Origin of the sequence: Paenibacillus sp. FSL E2-0190 (genome assembly GCF_037992965.1) — a bacterium.
Taxonomy (GTDB): domain Bacteria; phylum Bacillota; class Bacilli; order Paenibacillales; family Paenibacillaceae; genus Paenibacillus_AQ; species Paenibacillus_AQ odorifer.
In genome coordinates, this window is record NZ_CP150306.1 from 1,300,577 (window position 1) to 1,317,270 (window position 16,694).

Annotated in this window: 13 protein-coding genes; 8 read left to right on the forward strand and 5 right to left on the reverse strand. The window is 45.1% G+C overall.

Annotated features, from left to right (window positions below; all coding sequences use genetic code 11):
* Positions 1–147 precede the first annotated feature (147 nt).
* The 6 genes from NST25_RS05565 (at position 148) to NST25_RS05590 (ending at position 6,330) form a co-directional block, all read left to right on the forward strand.
* Positions 148–1,908, forward strand: coding sequence for a sensor histidine kinase (locus tag NST25_RS05565; protein WP_038569068.1), 1,761 nt, complete (start codon positions 148–150; stop codon positions 1,906–1,908).
* Positions 1,905–2,693 (forward strand): response regulator, encoded by a 789-nt coding sequence (locus tag NST25_RS05570; RefSeq protein ID WP_038569070.1) that lies wholly within the window; start codon positions 1,905–1,907, stop codon positions 2,691–2,693. The genes NST25_RS05565 and NST25_RS05570 overlap by 4 nt, the downstream gene beginning before the upstream one ends.
* Before the next feature lie 111 nt (positions 2,694–2,804).
* Positions 2,805–4,127: an extracellular solute-binding protein gene (locus NST25_RS05575; protein ID WP_340393454.1), complete on the forward strand. Its 1,323-nt coding sequence runs from the start codon at positions 2,805–2,807 to the stop codon at positions 4,125–4,127.
* A gap of 101 nt (positions 4,128–4,228) precedes the next feature.
* Positions 4,229–5,110 (forward strand): sugar ABC transporter permease, encoded by an 882-nt coding sequence (locus tag NST25_RS05580; protein ID WP_036686803.1) that lies wholly within the window; start codon positions 4,229–4,231, stop codon positions 5,108–5,110.
* A gap of 13 nt (positions 5,111–5,123) precedes the next feature.
* Positions 5,124–6,014: a carbohydrate ABC transporter permease gene (locus NST25_RS05585; RefSeq protein WP_076129520.1), complete on the forward strand. Its 891-nt coding sequence runs from the start codon at positions 5,124–5,126 to the stop codon at positions 6,012–6,014.
* 121 nt (positions 6,015–6,135) lie between these two features.
* Positions 6,136–6,330: a hypothetical protein gene (locus NST25_RS05590; RefSeq protein WP_036686806.1), complete on the forward strand. Its 195-nt coding sequence runs from the start codon at positions 6,136–6,138 to the stop codon at positions 6,328–6,330.
* 26 nt (positions 6,331–6,356) lie between these two features.
* Here the strand turns inward: NST25_RS05590 and NST25_RS05595 are convergent, their stop codons facing one another.
* From NST25_RS05595 to NST25_RS05605, 3 genes are all read right to left on the reverse strand, one after another.
* Positions 6,357–6,842: a hypothetical protein gene (locus NST25_RS05595; RefSeq protein ID WP_248547872.1), complete on the reverse strand. Its 486-nt coding sequence runs from the start codon at positions 6,840–6,842 to the stop codon at positions 6,357–6,359.
* A gap of 96 nt (positions 6,843–6,938) precedes the next feature.
* Positions 6,939–7,070: a cortex morphogenetic protein CmpA gene (gene cmpA, locus NST25_RS05600; protein WP_094903512.1), complete on the reverse strand. Its 132-nt coding sequence runs from the start codon at positions 7,068–7,070 to the stop codon at positions 6,939–6,941.
* Between the two features lie 64 nt (positions 7,071–7,134).
* Entirely contained in the window at positions 7,135–7,497 is a 363-nt protein-coding gene (locus NST25_RS05605; RefSeq protein ID WP_036686808.1) for a hypothetical protein, read from the reverse strand.
* Between the two features lie 120 nt (positions 7,498–7,617).
* Between NST25_RS05605 and NST25_RS05610 the strand changes: the two genes are divergently transcribed.
* Positions 7,618–8,079 (forward strand): SprT family protein, encoded by a 462-nt coding sequence (locus NST25_RS05610; protein WP_081383508.1) that lies wholly within the window; start codon positions 7,618–7,620, stop codon positions 8,077–8,079.
* Here NST25_RS05610 and NST25_RS05615 read toward each other — a convergent pair.
* Complete coding sequence (locus NST25_RS05615; protein WP_076129517.1) at positions 8,069–8,707, reverse strand: pentapeptide repeat-containing protein; 639 nt, start codon at positions 8,705–8,707, stop codon at positions 8,069–8,071. The two genes, NST25_RS05610 and NST25_RS05615, sit on opposite strands and share 11 nt — an antisense overlap.
* A gap of 203 nt (positions 8,708–8,910) precedes the next feature.
* On the opposite strand from NST25_RS05615, the gene NST25_RS05620 reads away from it, so the two are divergent.
* Positions 8,911–15,774, forward strand: a complete 6,864-nt coding sequence (locus NST25_RS05620) for an S-layer homology domain-containing protein (protein WP_340393455.1) — start codon at positions 8,911–8,913, stop codon at positions 15,772–15,774.
* A 421-nt stretch (positions 15,775–16,195) separates the two neighbouring features.
* Here NST25_RS05620 and NST25_RS05625 read toward each other — a convergent pair whose 3' ends face one another.
* Entirely contained in the window at positions 16,196–16,624 is a 429-nt protein-coding gene (locus tag NST25_RS05625; protein WP_340393456.1) for an Lrp/AsnC family transcriptional regulator, read from the reverse strand.
* Positions 16,625–16,694: the final 70 nt, after the last annotated feature.

The window sequence follows — 16,694 nt, forward strand, 5'->3', positions numbered from 1 at the left end:
GATATGGGCTCAGAAACTAATCACTGATATCATATAATCCAAAGGCTGAATTAACAAATAACTAGAGCTGCAGATGATTCCTGAAGATTTAAGGGTCATCTTTTTTGATGAGGAATCAAGTTTATCAGGCGGAAGGGAGTGTAAAGATTGACGAGGTTTGGACAGTTAAACACATTGCGTAATCAAATTTTCCTGGGTTTTATGTTTGTCATGGTGATCGTACTAGCCACGGTTGGTTTTTTTATGTACGGGCAAGTTTCGGTTCTATTACGCAATAGTGCGGAGAAGCACATTGAACAGACTGCAGTTCAGGCAACGGGCAAATTGGATGTACTGATCCGGCAGATTAATACGTTGACGGCGCAAGTGGCAACCAACGCCTCCATTCAGCGATTGCTCGCTCAAGAGGCTGAAGGAAAGCCGATCAGCTTCGCCGAACGTCAAACCATCCAGCAGGAAGTACGTAAATATGAGGCGTATGCGACAGGGATTCGTTCCATTGAGCTGTATGCAGGTGATTATCAGAAATTACTTTCGGTTGATGACGCCAGCCTGAACAATCGAGTATCCGAAGAATGGATCAGCCGGGTGGACGAGGGCAAAGGACGTCTCGTATGGTTTGGACTTGACCCGCGGAATTCGGATATCGTCATTGCGATTCGTAATATTAGGCTGATTGATCATTCATTCACGAAAGCTGGCTATATTATGGTTCAAATTGAGAAAAGTTACTTCCAGCTTACGGATGAGGTGGACAGCTCACAGGCGGAAACGCGTGAATTAATGAGATTATTTGATGAAGCGGGACGGCAAATTTCTTCCGATTTTTCCGTAAATGTCAATGCAAATAAGATACTGGATCATGGAGGAGAAAAGGTTGAGGTTGGCGGAGAAGACTACATTGTAATTCAGAAGCAGTCCAAGGCAACAGGTTGGAGGCTAGTAATCCTTACTCCAGTTGACTATACGACAGAGGGGATATCTGTCCTTCGTACAGCGATCATCGTATCCGGTGTTGTTGGCAGTTTATTGTTTCTCATCTTTACTTTTATTTTATCCACGATGATTACACGGCCCATACTGAATTTGATAAAAGTGATGCGCGGTTCACGATTTGGAACCTTGAAACCGATTTCAGTCACTTCTACCACTATGGAGATCAATGAGCTCAATAATACTTACAACCAGATGGTTCACTCTCTGAATGAACTAATTGAAGTCGTCTATCAGAAGGAGATCGTCCAGAGTCGCACAGAATTAAAGGCACTTCAGGCTCAAATCAATCCGCACTTTCTATTTAACACATTAGAAGCATTCTACTGGGCCCTCGATGAAAAAGGTGAGGAGGAATTAGCTCAAATTGTGGTTGATATGTCGGGGCTTTTTCGTTATGTCATCAATCGAACTGATGATGATGAATGGGTGACTATCGGCGATGAGCTCGACCATGCCGAAAGATATTTGAAGATTATGGAGATGCGTATGCTCGACAGGTTATCCTGGCGGATTGAGTCAGATGAAGCTTGCCGAAGTGTCCCGCTACCGAAGCTGTTAATCCAGCCTCTGGTCGAAAATGCGATTCTTCATGGCGTAGAGCAAAGGGTTGGACCGGGGACAGTCATGCTAATTGTCAGACCTTCAAGTCGTCCGGGATATACATTGGTTACGGTAACTGACGATGGTCCAGGGATGGATGCAGCAAAGATATCGTCTATCTATCACACCATGGAGAAGGGGAGCATGAGGTCTTCCAAAGGGACTGGGATTGGTATTGCTAATATAGAGCGGAGACTGAAACTCAGTTACGTAGACAATACGGACGGGCTTGAAATACGAAGTGAAGAAGGTTATGGAACTAGCATCTCTTTTGAAATACCGAATGAACCTGGAGAGGGGAAAAACACGTGAAAACTATACTCATCGTAGATGATGAACCGAGAACAAGAGAAGGGGTTCGTAAAACATTAGAAGCCTGGTCATCCGGTCAATATCGCATCGAAACCGCAGCAAGCGGTGTTGAGGCACTGGCATGGCTGCAAAATAACGAAGTTAATCTGCTTATTACCGATGTGCGCATGCCTGAGATTGGAGGGCTAGAATTAGTTGAAAAGCTGAACGAAATGCCTCATCCTCCAGTGGTTATTGTGATCTCCGGCCATCCTGAATTTGACTATGCACAGAAAGCCTTGCAGTTTGGTGTAGTTGAATATTTACTGAAGCCACTCGACAAAACGAAGCTGGTCCGAGCAGTGGAACTGGCATTGAAACGCAAGGATGATATTTATCGAATCGAACGAATGGAGAAGCTGATCGATCCCAAGCTTATGGAAACGGTACAGCAGGAGAAAGTGTATAGCACTCAAGTGCGTGAGGCACTCCAATACTTAGACGAACATCTTCACGAATCGATATCCATGCGTGATATAGCGGATCAATTACACATGAATGCCAGCTATTTCAGCGTCCTTTTCAAAGAGCAGACGGGACTGACTTACAGTGAATATGTAACGAGAAGGAGAGTACAACGAGCCAAAGAACTACTGGTGAGCACACGGTTGTCTATTGCTGAAATCGCGGAACAAGTAGGCTATCAAACAGCCAAATATTTTGTGAAGGTATTTCGTGCACTCGAAAATGTTAGTCCAGGGCAATACCGGCAGAACGTCATGACCACGGAGGAAAGAATCCAATAATAGTGGTATTAGTCCCAATCCTTATGACCTTACGACATCATGGGATCCAAGCTACAATCTAGTTAAGCGGTTACAAGGCCGCTAGACAACAATAGAAAAGGGGTTGTAAGCGTGCGCAATAAAAAATGGACAAAATTGTTCTTAACGATGTGCCTCGTTCTTGTCACAGCTGGTTGTGGTCAAAAAGATAACAATGCAGGTGAATCTAAAGGTAGTGCAAATGGGGGAAGCGACAAAGTCACCGTTAACTTCATGCATTTATGGCCAGAAGGTGTTTCTGCCGGACAAAATAAAATTGTTAATCAAATCATTAAAGAATATCAAACAGAGCATCCCAATGTTGTAATCAAGCAAGAGGTTCTGGACAACGAGCAATACAAAAATAAGTTGAAGGTATTATCTGCTTCTAACGAATTGCCAGACGTTGGGGTAACTTGGGCCGCTGGCTTTTTGCAGCCTTACGTTGAAGGAAATCTGTTCGCACCTGTAGATGACTTGTTGAATGGTGAATTAAAAGACAAGTTCGTCGCAGGAACTACAGAGGCTTATGCTATTAACGATAAAACGTATGCGCTTCCACTTGAGTTTAACATCGCACCTATCTACTACAATAAAGCTATTTTTGAAAAGTATAATCTTGAGGTTCCACAAACCTACGATCAGTTTAAGCAAGTTGTAAAAACACTATCTGATGGGGGCATTGCACCGATTGCTCTCGGCAATAAGGATCGCTGGACAGGATCGCTTTGGTATATGTATCTGGCTGATCGGATCGCAGGCCAACAGGCACTTGCAGGTGCGATCAGTGGATCAGGCTCATTTATGGATGAAGGATTAGTAAAGGCGGCATCAGAGGTCCAATCACTTGTAGACAGCAATGCATTTGTTAAGGGATTCAACGGTTTATCAAATGAAGAGGCAAAATCAGAGTTCGTAAATGGCAAGGCGGCAATGTACATGATGGGATCATGGGATCTGCCAAACTTCACAACGAATGAAGAAATTCCACTGGAATTCCGTAATAGTGTTGGTTTCTTCAAATTCCCGACAGTGGAAGGCGGGAAGGGAGACATTAACAGCTGGGTAGGTGGACCAGGTGTAGGATTATTTGTTGCTGAGAATTCTGAGGTAAAAGAAGAAGCAAAATTATTCGTCGAGTATTTCGTATCCAAATGGGGAGAGCAATCCGTAACTGGAGCAGGCGTTATTCCAGCTACGAAGGTGGACACCGCCACACTGGATCTACCACAGCTCTACATCGATTTGTTTAACGAAATGAACAAAGCTAGCAGCATCACTTTATTCGCAGATGTTCAAATGCGTGCCAATGCAGCAGAAACGCATCTGAATATGATCCAGGCTCTTTTTGGCAAAGCGGTGACGCCAGAGAAGTATTCCGAGGAGCATGACGCGGCCATCTCCAAAGGCAACTAAAGCTTCGACAACTAGGCGAAGGGGACAATTAGCTTATCCGGCAGCGTGATGCCGGATAAGCCTTTCCTCAAACGGTTTATGAAGGAAAGGAGTCGGACACTTTGGATAAAGTGATGTCTAACAAAAAAATAATCGCGTTATATGTATTTCCCGCCTTGCTTCTAATTCTGGCTATTGTATATATTCCGATTGTTCTAACGGGTTATTATGGACTGAATAAATGGAATGGCATAGGTGCTCTGACTTTTATCGGATTTGATAACTATAAAGCTTTGCTAACAGACCAAACCTTCTGGAATAGTGCTTGGCATTCTCTGCAGTTAGCGTTGTTTTCTACCCTAAGTCTCATTATTTATTTGGCAATTGCTATGGTATTAGCCGCCCGGATCAAGGGAGCTAACTTGTTTCGCAAAATATATCTGATTCCGATGCTGCTATCGTCCGTTGCGATTGCGCAGCTTTGGCTAAGAATTTATCATCCGACGAACGGAATTGTGAACAGCTTATTAGTATCCATTGGTTTTGCTAATCCTCCTGCATGGCTTGCAGAGCCTACATTAGTTTTGTTTGCTTTATTTATTCCCATTCTGTGGCAATATGCTGGTTTCTATATTCTGATCTATTACGCAGCACTCAAGAATATCCCGACCTCTCTGGAAGAGGCAGCAAAGATTGACGGAGCCTCTGCCTTACAAATCGCTTGGAAAATAAAGCTTCCACTCGCAATGGAAGTCATTAAAGTTACGATTGTTCTGGCCGTTGTAGGTTCTCTGAAGTATTTTGACTTAATCTTTGTTATGACGGATGGAGGTCCTAATGGCTCTAGTGAAGTGATGGCGTCTTATATGTATCATCAGGCTTTTCGGGCTTATGATTTTGGCTACGGGAGCGCAATTGGTTTCTTCCTGCTCGTCATCTGTCTCGTCATTACTTGGGTCATTCGCAAATTAACTGCTACGAAAGATTCGATCCAATACTCATAAGGAGGGGCGCTTCATGATGTCTGGAACTGCAGGAAGGCTAGAAATCGGGCCAAAGCCAGGCGGCGCAGGTGCGGAGATCACACGTAAATTAGGCTACTCATTGCTATATATCGTGTTGATTGCCGTTGCTGTTCTGCAATTGTTTCCGCTTGTATGGCTGCTGTTTTTCTCATTAAAAAATAATCAGGAAGTGTTCAACCTTCCTGCTCTATCGTTGCCGATGAATCCTCATTGGGAGAATTACGCGAAGGTCTGGAATGTAGGGAACATCAACGTGTATTTCTTCAATAGCGTATGGATTACCATCGTGGCTACGGTGTTAACGGTTATCTTCGGGAGCTTGGTTACGTATGCAGTTACCAGGATGAAATGGAAGGGAAGCTCGTTCGTACTGGGATTGTTTATGGTAGCGATGATGATTCCTGTTCACTCCACGCTTATTCCGTTATTTAGTATATTCAATAAGATTGGCTTAACGGATCACCCTTTGTCACTTATTTTGTCTTATGTCGCTTTTAACATGCCGATAACGATTATGATTTTGCTGGGTTTCTATTACGCACTGCCACGCGAAGTGGAAGAGGCTGCAGTAATTGATGGTTGTTCCGTGAACAGAATGTTTTTTAGAATTATACTTCCTATGACAAGCTCGGTGATCGCGACTACAGCCATTATTAATATGATCTATAACTGGAACGAATTTATTTTTGTAAACACATTTATTAGTTCTGATTCTTACAAGACGCTGACCGTGGGGGTGCAAAACTTCATTGGTCAATATACGACGGATTGGGGTGCGATCGGGGCAACGCTTATGATCAGTATTTTGCCTATCCTGATTACATTCCTGTTCCTCAGTAACCGTATCGTTGAGGGAATTGCGGCGGGTTCGGTTAAAGGGTAAGTAGAAAGAAGACCTGAATTTCTCAGCTCGAAAAGCTGAAGAGAATTCCGGTCTTTTTTTTAATCCAATCTAGAATTTTGATTCAATCTTGAAAGCCTCGGGTTAATGGAGGCTATCAAAGATGAACATTCGAAAGGAGAGATTGCTGATGGAACCGGGCTATAAGGATAGAAGTGTTGAAGTGGAGCATAGGGAGGTACAACGGAAATCGGATTCCAGCGTTGTCGCATCTACCTTTATTAAATATGCTGCTTACATTATTATATTTTTTGGTTTTCTGTTCTTTTTGGTTAAATATGTATTTCCTAAGTTTTAATAAGGATTGATTCTTAAGGCGGAGTCTTATTGTTTCTCTGCGATGATCTTTTTTATTACTGCTATAGTTTCTGGTGCAGCATTCTCCAGCATAAACTCAATTGCAGCGAACTGCCGCATAACGTATCTGTGCTCAAGCTTTTCTAAAGGGTTGAAAAAGCCTTCTGGATAATCGATAATCTTCAGATCCCGCTCCGTGACCTGTCCTATGTATTCAAAGGCGTATTCGAATGTACCTTCCGAAATATATAAATCGACGATTTCTTCAATTCGCTTGCGATCAATATGATCCACGACAGTTAGATAATTAGGTGCACTCCAGTAGGCCCCATTTAGACAAGCACCACTTTGGATGTAGTCTTGTCGGATCGCTTCGATGTTCTTGAAGGTGTAGAAATCCGATGCCCAGCGGGAGCGGTCAGGGAATGTGACTATGACATAGAGATTATAATTATCCTCTTCCTCAGTCTCACTTTCCGGAGACAGCTGTATATGTCTTGTTCTACTGATCATGATTATAAGTCCCCTTTCTTAACAAAAGCGGATACCGTCTTTTTAAAAGACGATATCCGCTGCTTTAAATATGACCTAGATCTTAATCATCCGAGGCTATAACTTCATCTCATTACTCGATTCCGCAGAATTACGATAAAAGAACCAGCACTCATTCAGCAGCTTGATCTGACGGCGGTCTTTTTTGTAATAAGCTTTCATTAGCTGATGGCAGAGCCACTGTGGCAAGCGAATCCCTCCTCTAACAACTTACGTAAGTTAGAATATGGAGAAATAAGCCTAAAGGTGCGGATTACAGTAGGCTTTCTGCTTCCTCTTCGTACCACTGCTCCAATTGAGCCTGTAGTGCTCGTATCTCAGTAAGCAGGGAGATCAGTGGGTAGTTCTTCTGCTCTTGAACAGAGGCGAAGGCTTGTTCCAATCTATTGATATAATCCAGACCGGACTCCAGGGAGTAATCCTCACGTAACAGATCCAGCGAATCGCACTCGGCGATGGCTAAGGGCAGATCCGGAACATTATCGGCTGTCAGCTTGTCGATTTCTTTGTTCAGGCGTAAATTGAGCGCACTTAGTTGGTACGCATATTCCTCAGGCATTTCCACGAATTGTAATTCTTGATTTTGCTGCAAAATTACATACCGCATTTTCGGCATTGTTCATTCTCCCTCCGTACTTGTCTTCCTTCTTGACAGTTTAGCCTATGCACAAGTTACAATTCAAGTAGAGATCTTATTTCCCGTGGAAAGGACTTGTGATAGAACGCTATGGAAACTATGAGCAACGAAGAGCTACAGCTGTGGATTGAGCAGGTATCACGGGACAGCTTTGGCGTGCCGTTTAGGCATAAGGCCAGCTTTAACAGCCGGTTGTCCTCAACGGGTGGCCGATATTTTACCAAAAGCCATAATATAGAGATTAATCCCCATCAGCTTGCCATGTTTGGCAGAGAAGAGACGGAGCGGATTATAAAGCATGAGCTCTGCCATTATCATTTGCATTTGGCTAAGCGAGGGTATATGCATCGTGACGCTGATTTCAAAAGCCTGCTGGCGCAAGTCGGCGGAAGCCGCTACTGTCAGACACTGCCGGGTGCAAAAGCTCGGAAGCCGCTGCCCTATCGATATAAGCTTGTATGCAGTGCCTGTGCCATGGAGTATCCGCGTAAGCGAAAAGTAGACCCTAAGCGTTATCGCTGCGGTAAATGTTCGGGCAAGTTGAAGTTATTTATTTTATAACCAAACCTAATAATCCGACAAAAGAAACAGCTTGCTGAGGCGAAATGATGCATCCTTCTAAATCTTTGATATCCACGATCAAGCCACTGAACTCGCAGTCACTAAGGTCGATCCCATTAAGCTTTGATCCTGACAATGTGGCTTGATCCATATTACACTCGCTGAAGCTGATTTTTTGGAAATTTGACTGATAGTAGTCGGAACTCATTAATGAGCTGTTCTCAAAAGAAACCTGCTTCAGATTAGCGAATCGAAACGTAGCAAAATCCCCGATACAATCTACTACACGAACATTCTGGAATCTGCCTCTTGTAAAGTCTGTGCCAATGAGCTTGCAGTTTCTAAATTCAGTTCGATGAATAATGCCATTCGTAAAATCCACATTAGATAGATCACAGCGATCAAATATCACGTCCATAAGCTCGATCCCAGTTAGGGAGCACTCCGTAATCGTTACATTTTTAAAAATCACGCGATCAAAGCTGACCTTATTAGCCTCTTGATTATCAATAACCGTATCGCTGATGCTGCAACAGCTGAATTCGTCCTTGGTTTGCAGCGAATATATTTGCTCAGGAAGAAGAGAGTCTGGATCTGCTATTTTTGGCGAATCAATTTTGAAATTCATATGTACCTCCGTTTGTTTACTCCTTGCGGGTAGCTAAAACTAACTATCATCGCGTTAAACCGATTTGTCAATCTTCATGAAGGTTGTAGGGATTGGATATCCGTACAAATACACCTTTTTCTGGATAAAATCGCACATCGTTTTGTAAACGTTCCCAAACTAATATGAAAAGGAAGTCCATATTAATTAGAGGGGGCACATGTATGAAACGAATCAGGTCCGCAATGGCGGGTCTGCTCGCGCTGCTGCTGATTTTTTCAAGCTTGCCTGTAATGGGAACCGGTAGTGGTTCCGTGGGAGCAGAAGGGGTTGGAGGAACAGGCGCTGAGCAAATTCCATCAGGTACGGTACTCATCAAGAATAAGTGGAAAAACAACTTTTTATATGAGACATCCGCAGGAATCGTGCGTTATGGCATGACCAATCCAGCCGATGCTTCAGCGCATTGGACGGTTGAGACGGTGAACGGGCTGTCACGAATCAAGAATGTGAAGACAGGCCATTACATTACAATGGCTGGTAACAACGGCAAAGAGGATTCACTTAAGGCGGCAGAACGCCAAGGTTCAGGAAGTGTTGCGGATCAGTGGCTAATCGATACTTCCAATCGCAATGGATACATGATCATCCGAAGTGCGACTGTGCCAGAGGGGAAATTGGTTATCCACGAGGAGAATCAGCTTGGTTATGCGCAAGTAAGCTCGGATATCAATGTTACGTTTGAGAGTCCGCAGTGGGCTTTTATAGATCCAAATGCAGCACCTGTACGGCTAGAGAGTCGTCTCCGCCCCGGTCAGGTAATGTATGAAAGTGAAGGGAATGTTCTTTACGGTAAACAGCCTGTCAGCAATGAAGCGGCCCAGTGGTATCTTGAATCAGGGACGGATGACGGAACAGTAATGATTCGCAACCGTGCGACAGGTCATTATATTAAGCAAAATGAAGTGACCTGGGCTGGGGTTTTTTCGCAGGAAGTCGATATGGATCATGTGAAGCTAAGTGAATGGGTCCAAGAGCATGCACCAGGCCCTGATGGGACGGGCTTCATTACCCTTCGTAACAGTGCTTTAACTGAAGAGGGGAGTCCATTATGGCTAAATCCACAATTCAGCGATGACAATAATGTGCGATCTAACAGCTGGCCGGGCTCAGCCTCTAATCCAAGCGCGCAGTGGAGAATCGTGCCTATTTCCGAATTACAGCCTGTACGTCTGGCAACTTATACGGATGCACAAGTGGCTACAGATTTCTTATATGAATCCGCAAACGGCGAGCTTAAGCATGGAATTATTACACCAGATGCCGCTAACACCTCTGACTATCTATGGTATATAGAAGATTATGACGGCAATAAGCGTATTCGTAATGGGGCAACCGATCATTATGTTTCTTATAGTGAAGGTACTGCAAAGGCCTTGCAGATTAGCGGAAGTCAGCCGTCGGATCAATGGATTTTTAATGATTCCGATGATTATGATGATTACCAGACGCTTCAGAATCTCGAAAGCACAGGCATTTATTTGTCTACATTGGGTGGAGAACATGCGGGTGCGATTGGGGATGCGACTTCTTTGAGCGCTCAGTGGCAGCTTTTAGATCCTAACACACCGACTGACGGCACAGTGCCCTATTACCGGATTCAGAATGGCTGGAAGTCATTTTATTGGTATGAGAGTGTTGATGGTCTTTTAAAATATGGAAATATGCAGAAGGACGGCTCCGATCAGTGGCTCGTGGAGAAATATAACGGCCGCAAGCTGTTCAAAAACAAGAAAACAGGCCATTACATGAACACGATGAATATGCCAAATGGCCATCTTCAGGTCACAGAGCTTCCAGACAGAAATCATGTGGAACGAGAATACATCTGGACAGGCAAAAATGTTGGGAACAACACCTACGTAATCAGTAGCGTTCTCGACAAGGAACCTAATAAAATCCCAGAGAAGTATATTTCACTTCAAAACCTCACTAAATATGCTGAGTACGGAGTGATCAATCCAGGTTGGGGCAGTCCGCAGTGGAGATTTGTTCCGGTCACCGAGAAAAAACAAGATTTGTTCCGTTTTCAGCTAGATGCTGTAAATGGAGAAGATCAATATCTTAAGGATGGTCCTTTGCTGACTTCTTCAGCCGCACTAGAGGAATTGCCAGAATCCAAGACGGTTACTGAAGCTGTCTATGCTGACCTGGAATCTGCACACTCTAACGAAAATCTTGCACCTCTAGCTGCTGAGAACGAGGATGTAACAGTAGGCCAGGCTACTTATGGTCCACTTGATTTGAATGACGATTCCTTTGTCTGGCAGCTGCAAGAAATAACCGGCAGCAATGGATCGGTGAAGATAAAAAATAAAGGCACTGGACGCTATCTCTCCCTTGAGCATATAGGTGGGGCTGTAGATGAGATTGATCCTAAAGTTAGCGTTCAGACTTTGCAAACAGTGTACGATGTATGGGCCAGCATTAAGTGGAAGGTTGATATGCAGGCGTCCGGTGTGACTACCATTATGAGCTCATGGGCTGGTCACTATATCTATGGTGCGCCGGATGATAACGGCAACCCAATTCTCCGAATCAGTAAAGCTGCAGATACAGCGGAAAAAAGCAGTGCACATTTTACTGCTGAAGCGGTTGAAGCGATTGCTCCGCCATTGCCTGATTACCCTGTAAGATTCAAGAATGCAAGCAGTGGAGAGTATTTATACGAAAATGAGCATGGGGTTGTTCTGTACGGGCAGCCGTCAGCAGACAATGGATTTTCGCACTGGAATGTATCTGTGCAGGAGGGTAAACAGACGATCACCAACCGGGCAACAGGTCATTTTTTAACGCTGAATGGTGATTATTCATATTTGGAGAGCAGTAGTACAGATCCTGCTGTAGACGGAGCATCCGCCTGGGAAGTAAGCTTGGCTTCCGATTATACACATTACACCATTCGTAGTCTCTTTGGAGAATACGACGATGAATTAATAAACATTGCCAATAAGACAGGATATGCTGAACGTGCGCTTTTGCTAGAAAGTGAGGGTACGGCACTATGGACACTTGAGGCGGCTCCACAGGAGTTTACTACTCCATCTGGAGAACTGCGCAATAACAATACAACAACTCCAGTTCAAAATGATACCAACATCATAACCATTGTACCGAAAGGCATGGCTGGTAAAGTATTGGCCGAAAAAGAGGGGGCTGTCCTATATGCAGATGCTTCCGATGTGGCGGCTCAATCCCAGTGGCTGGTGCAGGAGATAAACGGACGCAAACGAATTATGAATGTTCAGACACAACATTATCTTTCACTCAATGAATCGGGCCAAGTGGTCTTGTTAGCTGCTGGAGATACAGAAAGATCCCAATGGAAGCTGGAAGAGAAGTTAGGTTATGCTGTTCTGCTAAGTGCGAATGGAACAGGTCTTCTTTCTCACAGCGCATCGGCTGTTCAGCTTGGTTCTGCTGCAAATGGAACTGATAGTGAGCTCTGGAGCTTCTTACCTATCCCTGCTGATGCAATTTATGCAGGAGGAGAAGCATTCAAAGGGGAACGTGTTATACGGTTTGCAGTCAACGCCCAGCAGGCTGGGGAATACGATGCTGTTATTCGATACAAAAATACCGCTGCTGCCGCAACGGATCTGGCACTAGAGGTGAATGGATTAAACGAAGGGGGCAAGGTTAGTCTTGGCAAGTCTGCCTCTTGGAAGACTGTAGCGGTAAAACTGCAGCTTCGTGCAGGCATCAACACGGTTTCTCTAAGCAGTGACAACGTGGATTGGAGTAAAGTAACCCTTGATAGCCTGACCGTAAAAAACAGCGTAAACAAAACATACCGTGGAGCAACGGTTCCATATATCAGCTATGAAGCTGAGGATGCGGCAACAAACGGAACGTTGATTGGTTCGTCGCGGAAATATCTCAGCATGGCTTCCGAGGCTTCTGGACGACAAGCGGTGGCCTTAAAGAATACGGGAGATTATCTAGAGTTCAAGCTTGCAGAATCAGCTAACTCCATCGTTCTTCGATATTCTATTCCTGATAGTCCAGATGGGGCTGGTGCGGAAGAAACCTTGACTCTATATGTGGATGGAGTTAAGAAGCAGCTTAAGCTGACATCCAAATATGCTTGGGAATATGGCAGCTACCCATGGTCAAATGACCCTCGCCAAGGCAGTGGACACCGCTTCTTTGACGAAATCCATGCTCTGATCGGCGATGCTCCTGCCGGAGCAACTATTCGCTTAGAGAAGGGAACAGGAGACAACGCAGCTTCTTACGTCATTGACCTGGTGGATATGGAGCAGGTTGCCCCTGAGTTGGCTCGCCCGGACGGATTTATTTCCGTAACGGATTTTGGAGCGGGAGCGAATGATGAGGGAGATGATACCGCAGCCTTCAAGGCAGCCCTTGCCGAAGCGAATGCGACAGGTAAAGGTGTGTGGTTCCCGGCGGGTACCTTTAATGTCGGTGAGGGTCTGCTGGATCTGGATACCGCTGAAATACGTGGTGCCGGCATGTGGTATACGGTTCTGAATGGAGCTAAGTTTTATGGTCACGGCGGTAAGGTTGGTGTTTACGATCTGATGATTGAAGGCGGCATTAACGAACGGGATGATGAAGCGATCACCAACGCTTTTCATGGTGCTTTTGGCCAAGGTTCGATTATACAGAACGTTTGGATAGAACATACCAAAGCAGGCTTGTGGTTAACTCAGCCGATGGGTGAAAAGGCGCGTACGAAGGGTCTGTACATGGCAGGTCTGCGGATCCGCAATCTTATGGCAGACGGAATTAACTTTGCCGTAGGGACTGGCAACAGCATGATGGAACAAAGTGACATCCGCTATCCAGGGGATGATGGAATCGCAATGTGGTCGTTTACTGACGGCAAGTTGACGGATGTGAATGGTACGGAACGTACACCGAGCTATAACAACACGGCACGTTTTAATACGGTATCCTTGCCTTGGTTAGCGGATAACATTGTAGTCTTTGGGGGGAAAGATAACAAAGTCCAGGACAACGTGGTAAAAGACACTGTGACTAATGGAGCCGGGATTGCAGTGTCCACCCGTTTCACCGCCGAGCCATTCCAAGGAACAACGATTGTGGAGCGAAATACCTTGCTTAGAACTGGCAGTTACGATTCCGGTTACGGCGTGAATCTGGGTGCGTTATGGCTTTATGCTGGTGAGAGTGATCTGAAAGGAAAAGTACTCATTCGCAACAATACAGCACTGGACAGCACTTATTCGGGGCTGATTGCTCAAGGTGATCTAGAGGGAGATACTCTCACTTCCATTGATGGAGTTGTGCTGACGAATAATGTATTTGATGGTGCAGGTACAAGCGGTATAGAAGTTACGAAAAATCTGAAAGGGAGTCTGCTGGTCGACAACATGATTATTCGTGGCGAACGGATGAACCTACTGACCAATGCCTCTCCTGACTTAAGCATTAAAGAACAAAATCAAGGAATAGCCTCAGCTATTAAACCGTTCTCTATCAAACTAGCAGATGGACAGAGCGGGCCTGTGGTATTAGAGCAGGGTAAGTCAGCTACGCTTAAGGTACTAGATAAAGAAGGCAGAGATATTACCGCACAAGCTACTCTAAATATTATGAGCAATGAGATTGCTACATTTACCAACGACAGTCTTAATGGAATTAAAGCGGGTATCACAGACTTCACGGTAACTGTGGGCAGCGATAAGAGGGGATATACAATTGAGGTGCTATCACCTGGCGGGACAGATCCTGTAGACCCGATCGATCCTGTGGATCCAACAAGTACTCCCGGTCCGACGAGTACTCCTAGTCCAACGAATACTCCAGAACCAACAAGTACTCCTGGTCCAACAGACCCTACAGGGTCAGTGAACCCTATTCAAACCGGCACACCGACCGCTACACCAGCACCTACGCCAGCAGCTAATCATGATGCGCTGCTAAAAGCTAAGGCGACTGCTGGGCAAGCTGTTATCGAGATATCAGCTAACGGTGACGGCACAGCCCGGTTTAGTGCAGATGCTTTACGTAAGGCGGCGGCACTTAGCCCGAAAGCTGTGCTTGTTATTGAAAGTGAAGGGATGAGCTACCTCTTCCCGTTAGAGCTTGTGGAGAGTGTGCTCAAAGCCGCACAAATGTCGACAGGCACACTGGAGTTCAATGTAAATTCGCTAAGCGGAAAAGGATTGGAACAACTGTTTGCCAAAGCTAAGCAGCAAGGCTTTACTGTGCAAGGAATACCAGCTAATTTCACTCTAAAGGTAACGGATGGAAAAACCTCTGTAGCAGCAAGCGGGTTCGGCACCACTTATGTAGATCGTACATTTATGCTTAAGGAGGCACTGGATGCGAAGACAGGTGTAGTCCTTATTTACGATGAACAGACGGGTTCCTTCCGTTATGTACCTGCATTGTTTGAGCCCGTTAATGGGATGACCAAGGTTACTGTTAAGAGCAGTATTGCGAGCGGTGTATTTGTTGCTGCGCTGCACCCTGTGACTTTTGGGGATATTGCTACACATTGGGCGAGAAACGAGATTGAGGGACTTGCCAGCCGACTGATCTTGACCGGACAATCCACAGATTCCTTTGCACCTCAGAAATCTGTCAGTCGTGCCGAGTTCGCAGCTATGCTGATTCGATCGTTAGGTCTTGTAGCTGCGAACACGACGAAGACCTTCAGTGATGTGTCCGATTTATCTTGGTATGCAGCGGACGCCAGAGCTGCTGCAGCCTTAGGACTGGTTCAAGGCTATGAGGATGGAACCTTCCGTCCGAACGCCCCTATTACACGGGAGCAAATGGCTGTTATGGCAGCCAGAGCAATGAAGCTGCTGAATCTAAAAGCTGAAGGATCTAGAGCAATCGTTGCTACAGATGTTTTCACAGACGCTTCAACTATTTCCTCATGGGCTAAAGAAGCAGTGTCTGACCTGGTTGCAAAAGGCATTATGAAAGGTCAACCATCAGGCAGCTTTGCACCTAGCAGTGATACTAGCCGTGCAGAAGCCGCCGTAATTCTTGTACGGTTGCTTAGAGCAGCTGAATTATTGAATTAGCTACCGCGGTAGAAGCTACAATATGGCATAAGTAAAAAGACAGCAGAGCAGCGATCCTCCGGTTATTGGAGAATCGCTGCTCTGCGTTTTTGACGATGGCTGGCCTGCTATAAAAGCTTATGGGCAAGCGAAAGCTCATTGACTTTGAGTAACCCAATCACTTGCATAAACACCAACACCAACATCGCCGAGCTATCATTGGCTGAGGCTTGCGGACCCCAATGACGCTATTGGCAAGTTTTTAGCCTTTTGGGCAGGGTTTCGGACTCAAGTGATGCTATTCGTTCGAAAGAGGCTCATATTTGGTGTTTTTCGTGCCAATAGAGGCAATGGGGTCCGATAGTATGCCAAATATGCGATTATGCTGAGTATAAGGTCAACTGGGTCCGATAGTAGCTTCATATCCGATTCCGATACAGACTTATTTCAGTTTTCCCATCGATAGATTGACTCTGTAATTTCCGAACTTCAGCAGTTCGTCGAGAAAGCTATTCAACTCCTTTTGGCTTCCGGTACGAACACGTATCCAGTAGCAGCCTTCTCCGCTGACCCTATGTATTTCTTTTACACTATCATGCTGCTTTGCGAATGTCTGAAAGGCTGGGTGAACCGTATTCGAACCCAAAAAAACAGTAATAAAGGCATGAATAGTCTCCCCAACCTTATCCGGATTCCAGCGGAGCGTGTAGCCTTCAATCACTCCGGTGTCCTGCATTTTGCGAATTCGTGCGCCCACAGCCTGACCGGTCATATGCACTTGCTGCCCAATATCTTTGTGACTGATCGTGGAATCTTCAATTAGAAGCTGCAGGATGCGAAAATCCACATCATCTATAAAATAAGAACTCATTATTATCTAAAATCCTTTCTGCGTGAAAGTAGAACAGGCCAATCTTTTTCCAATCTCAATGTATTCTGTT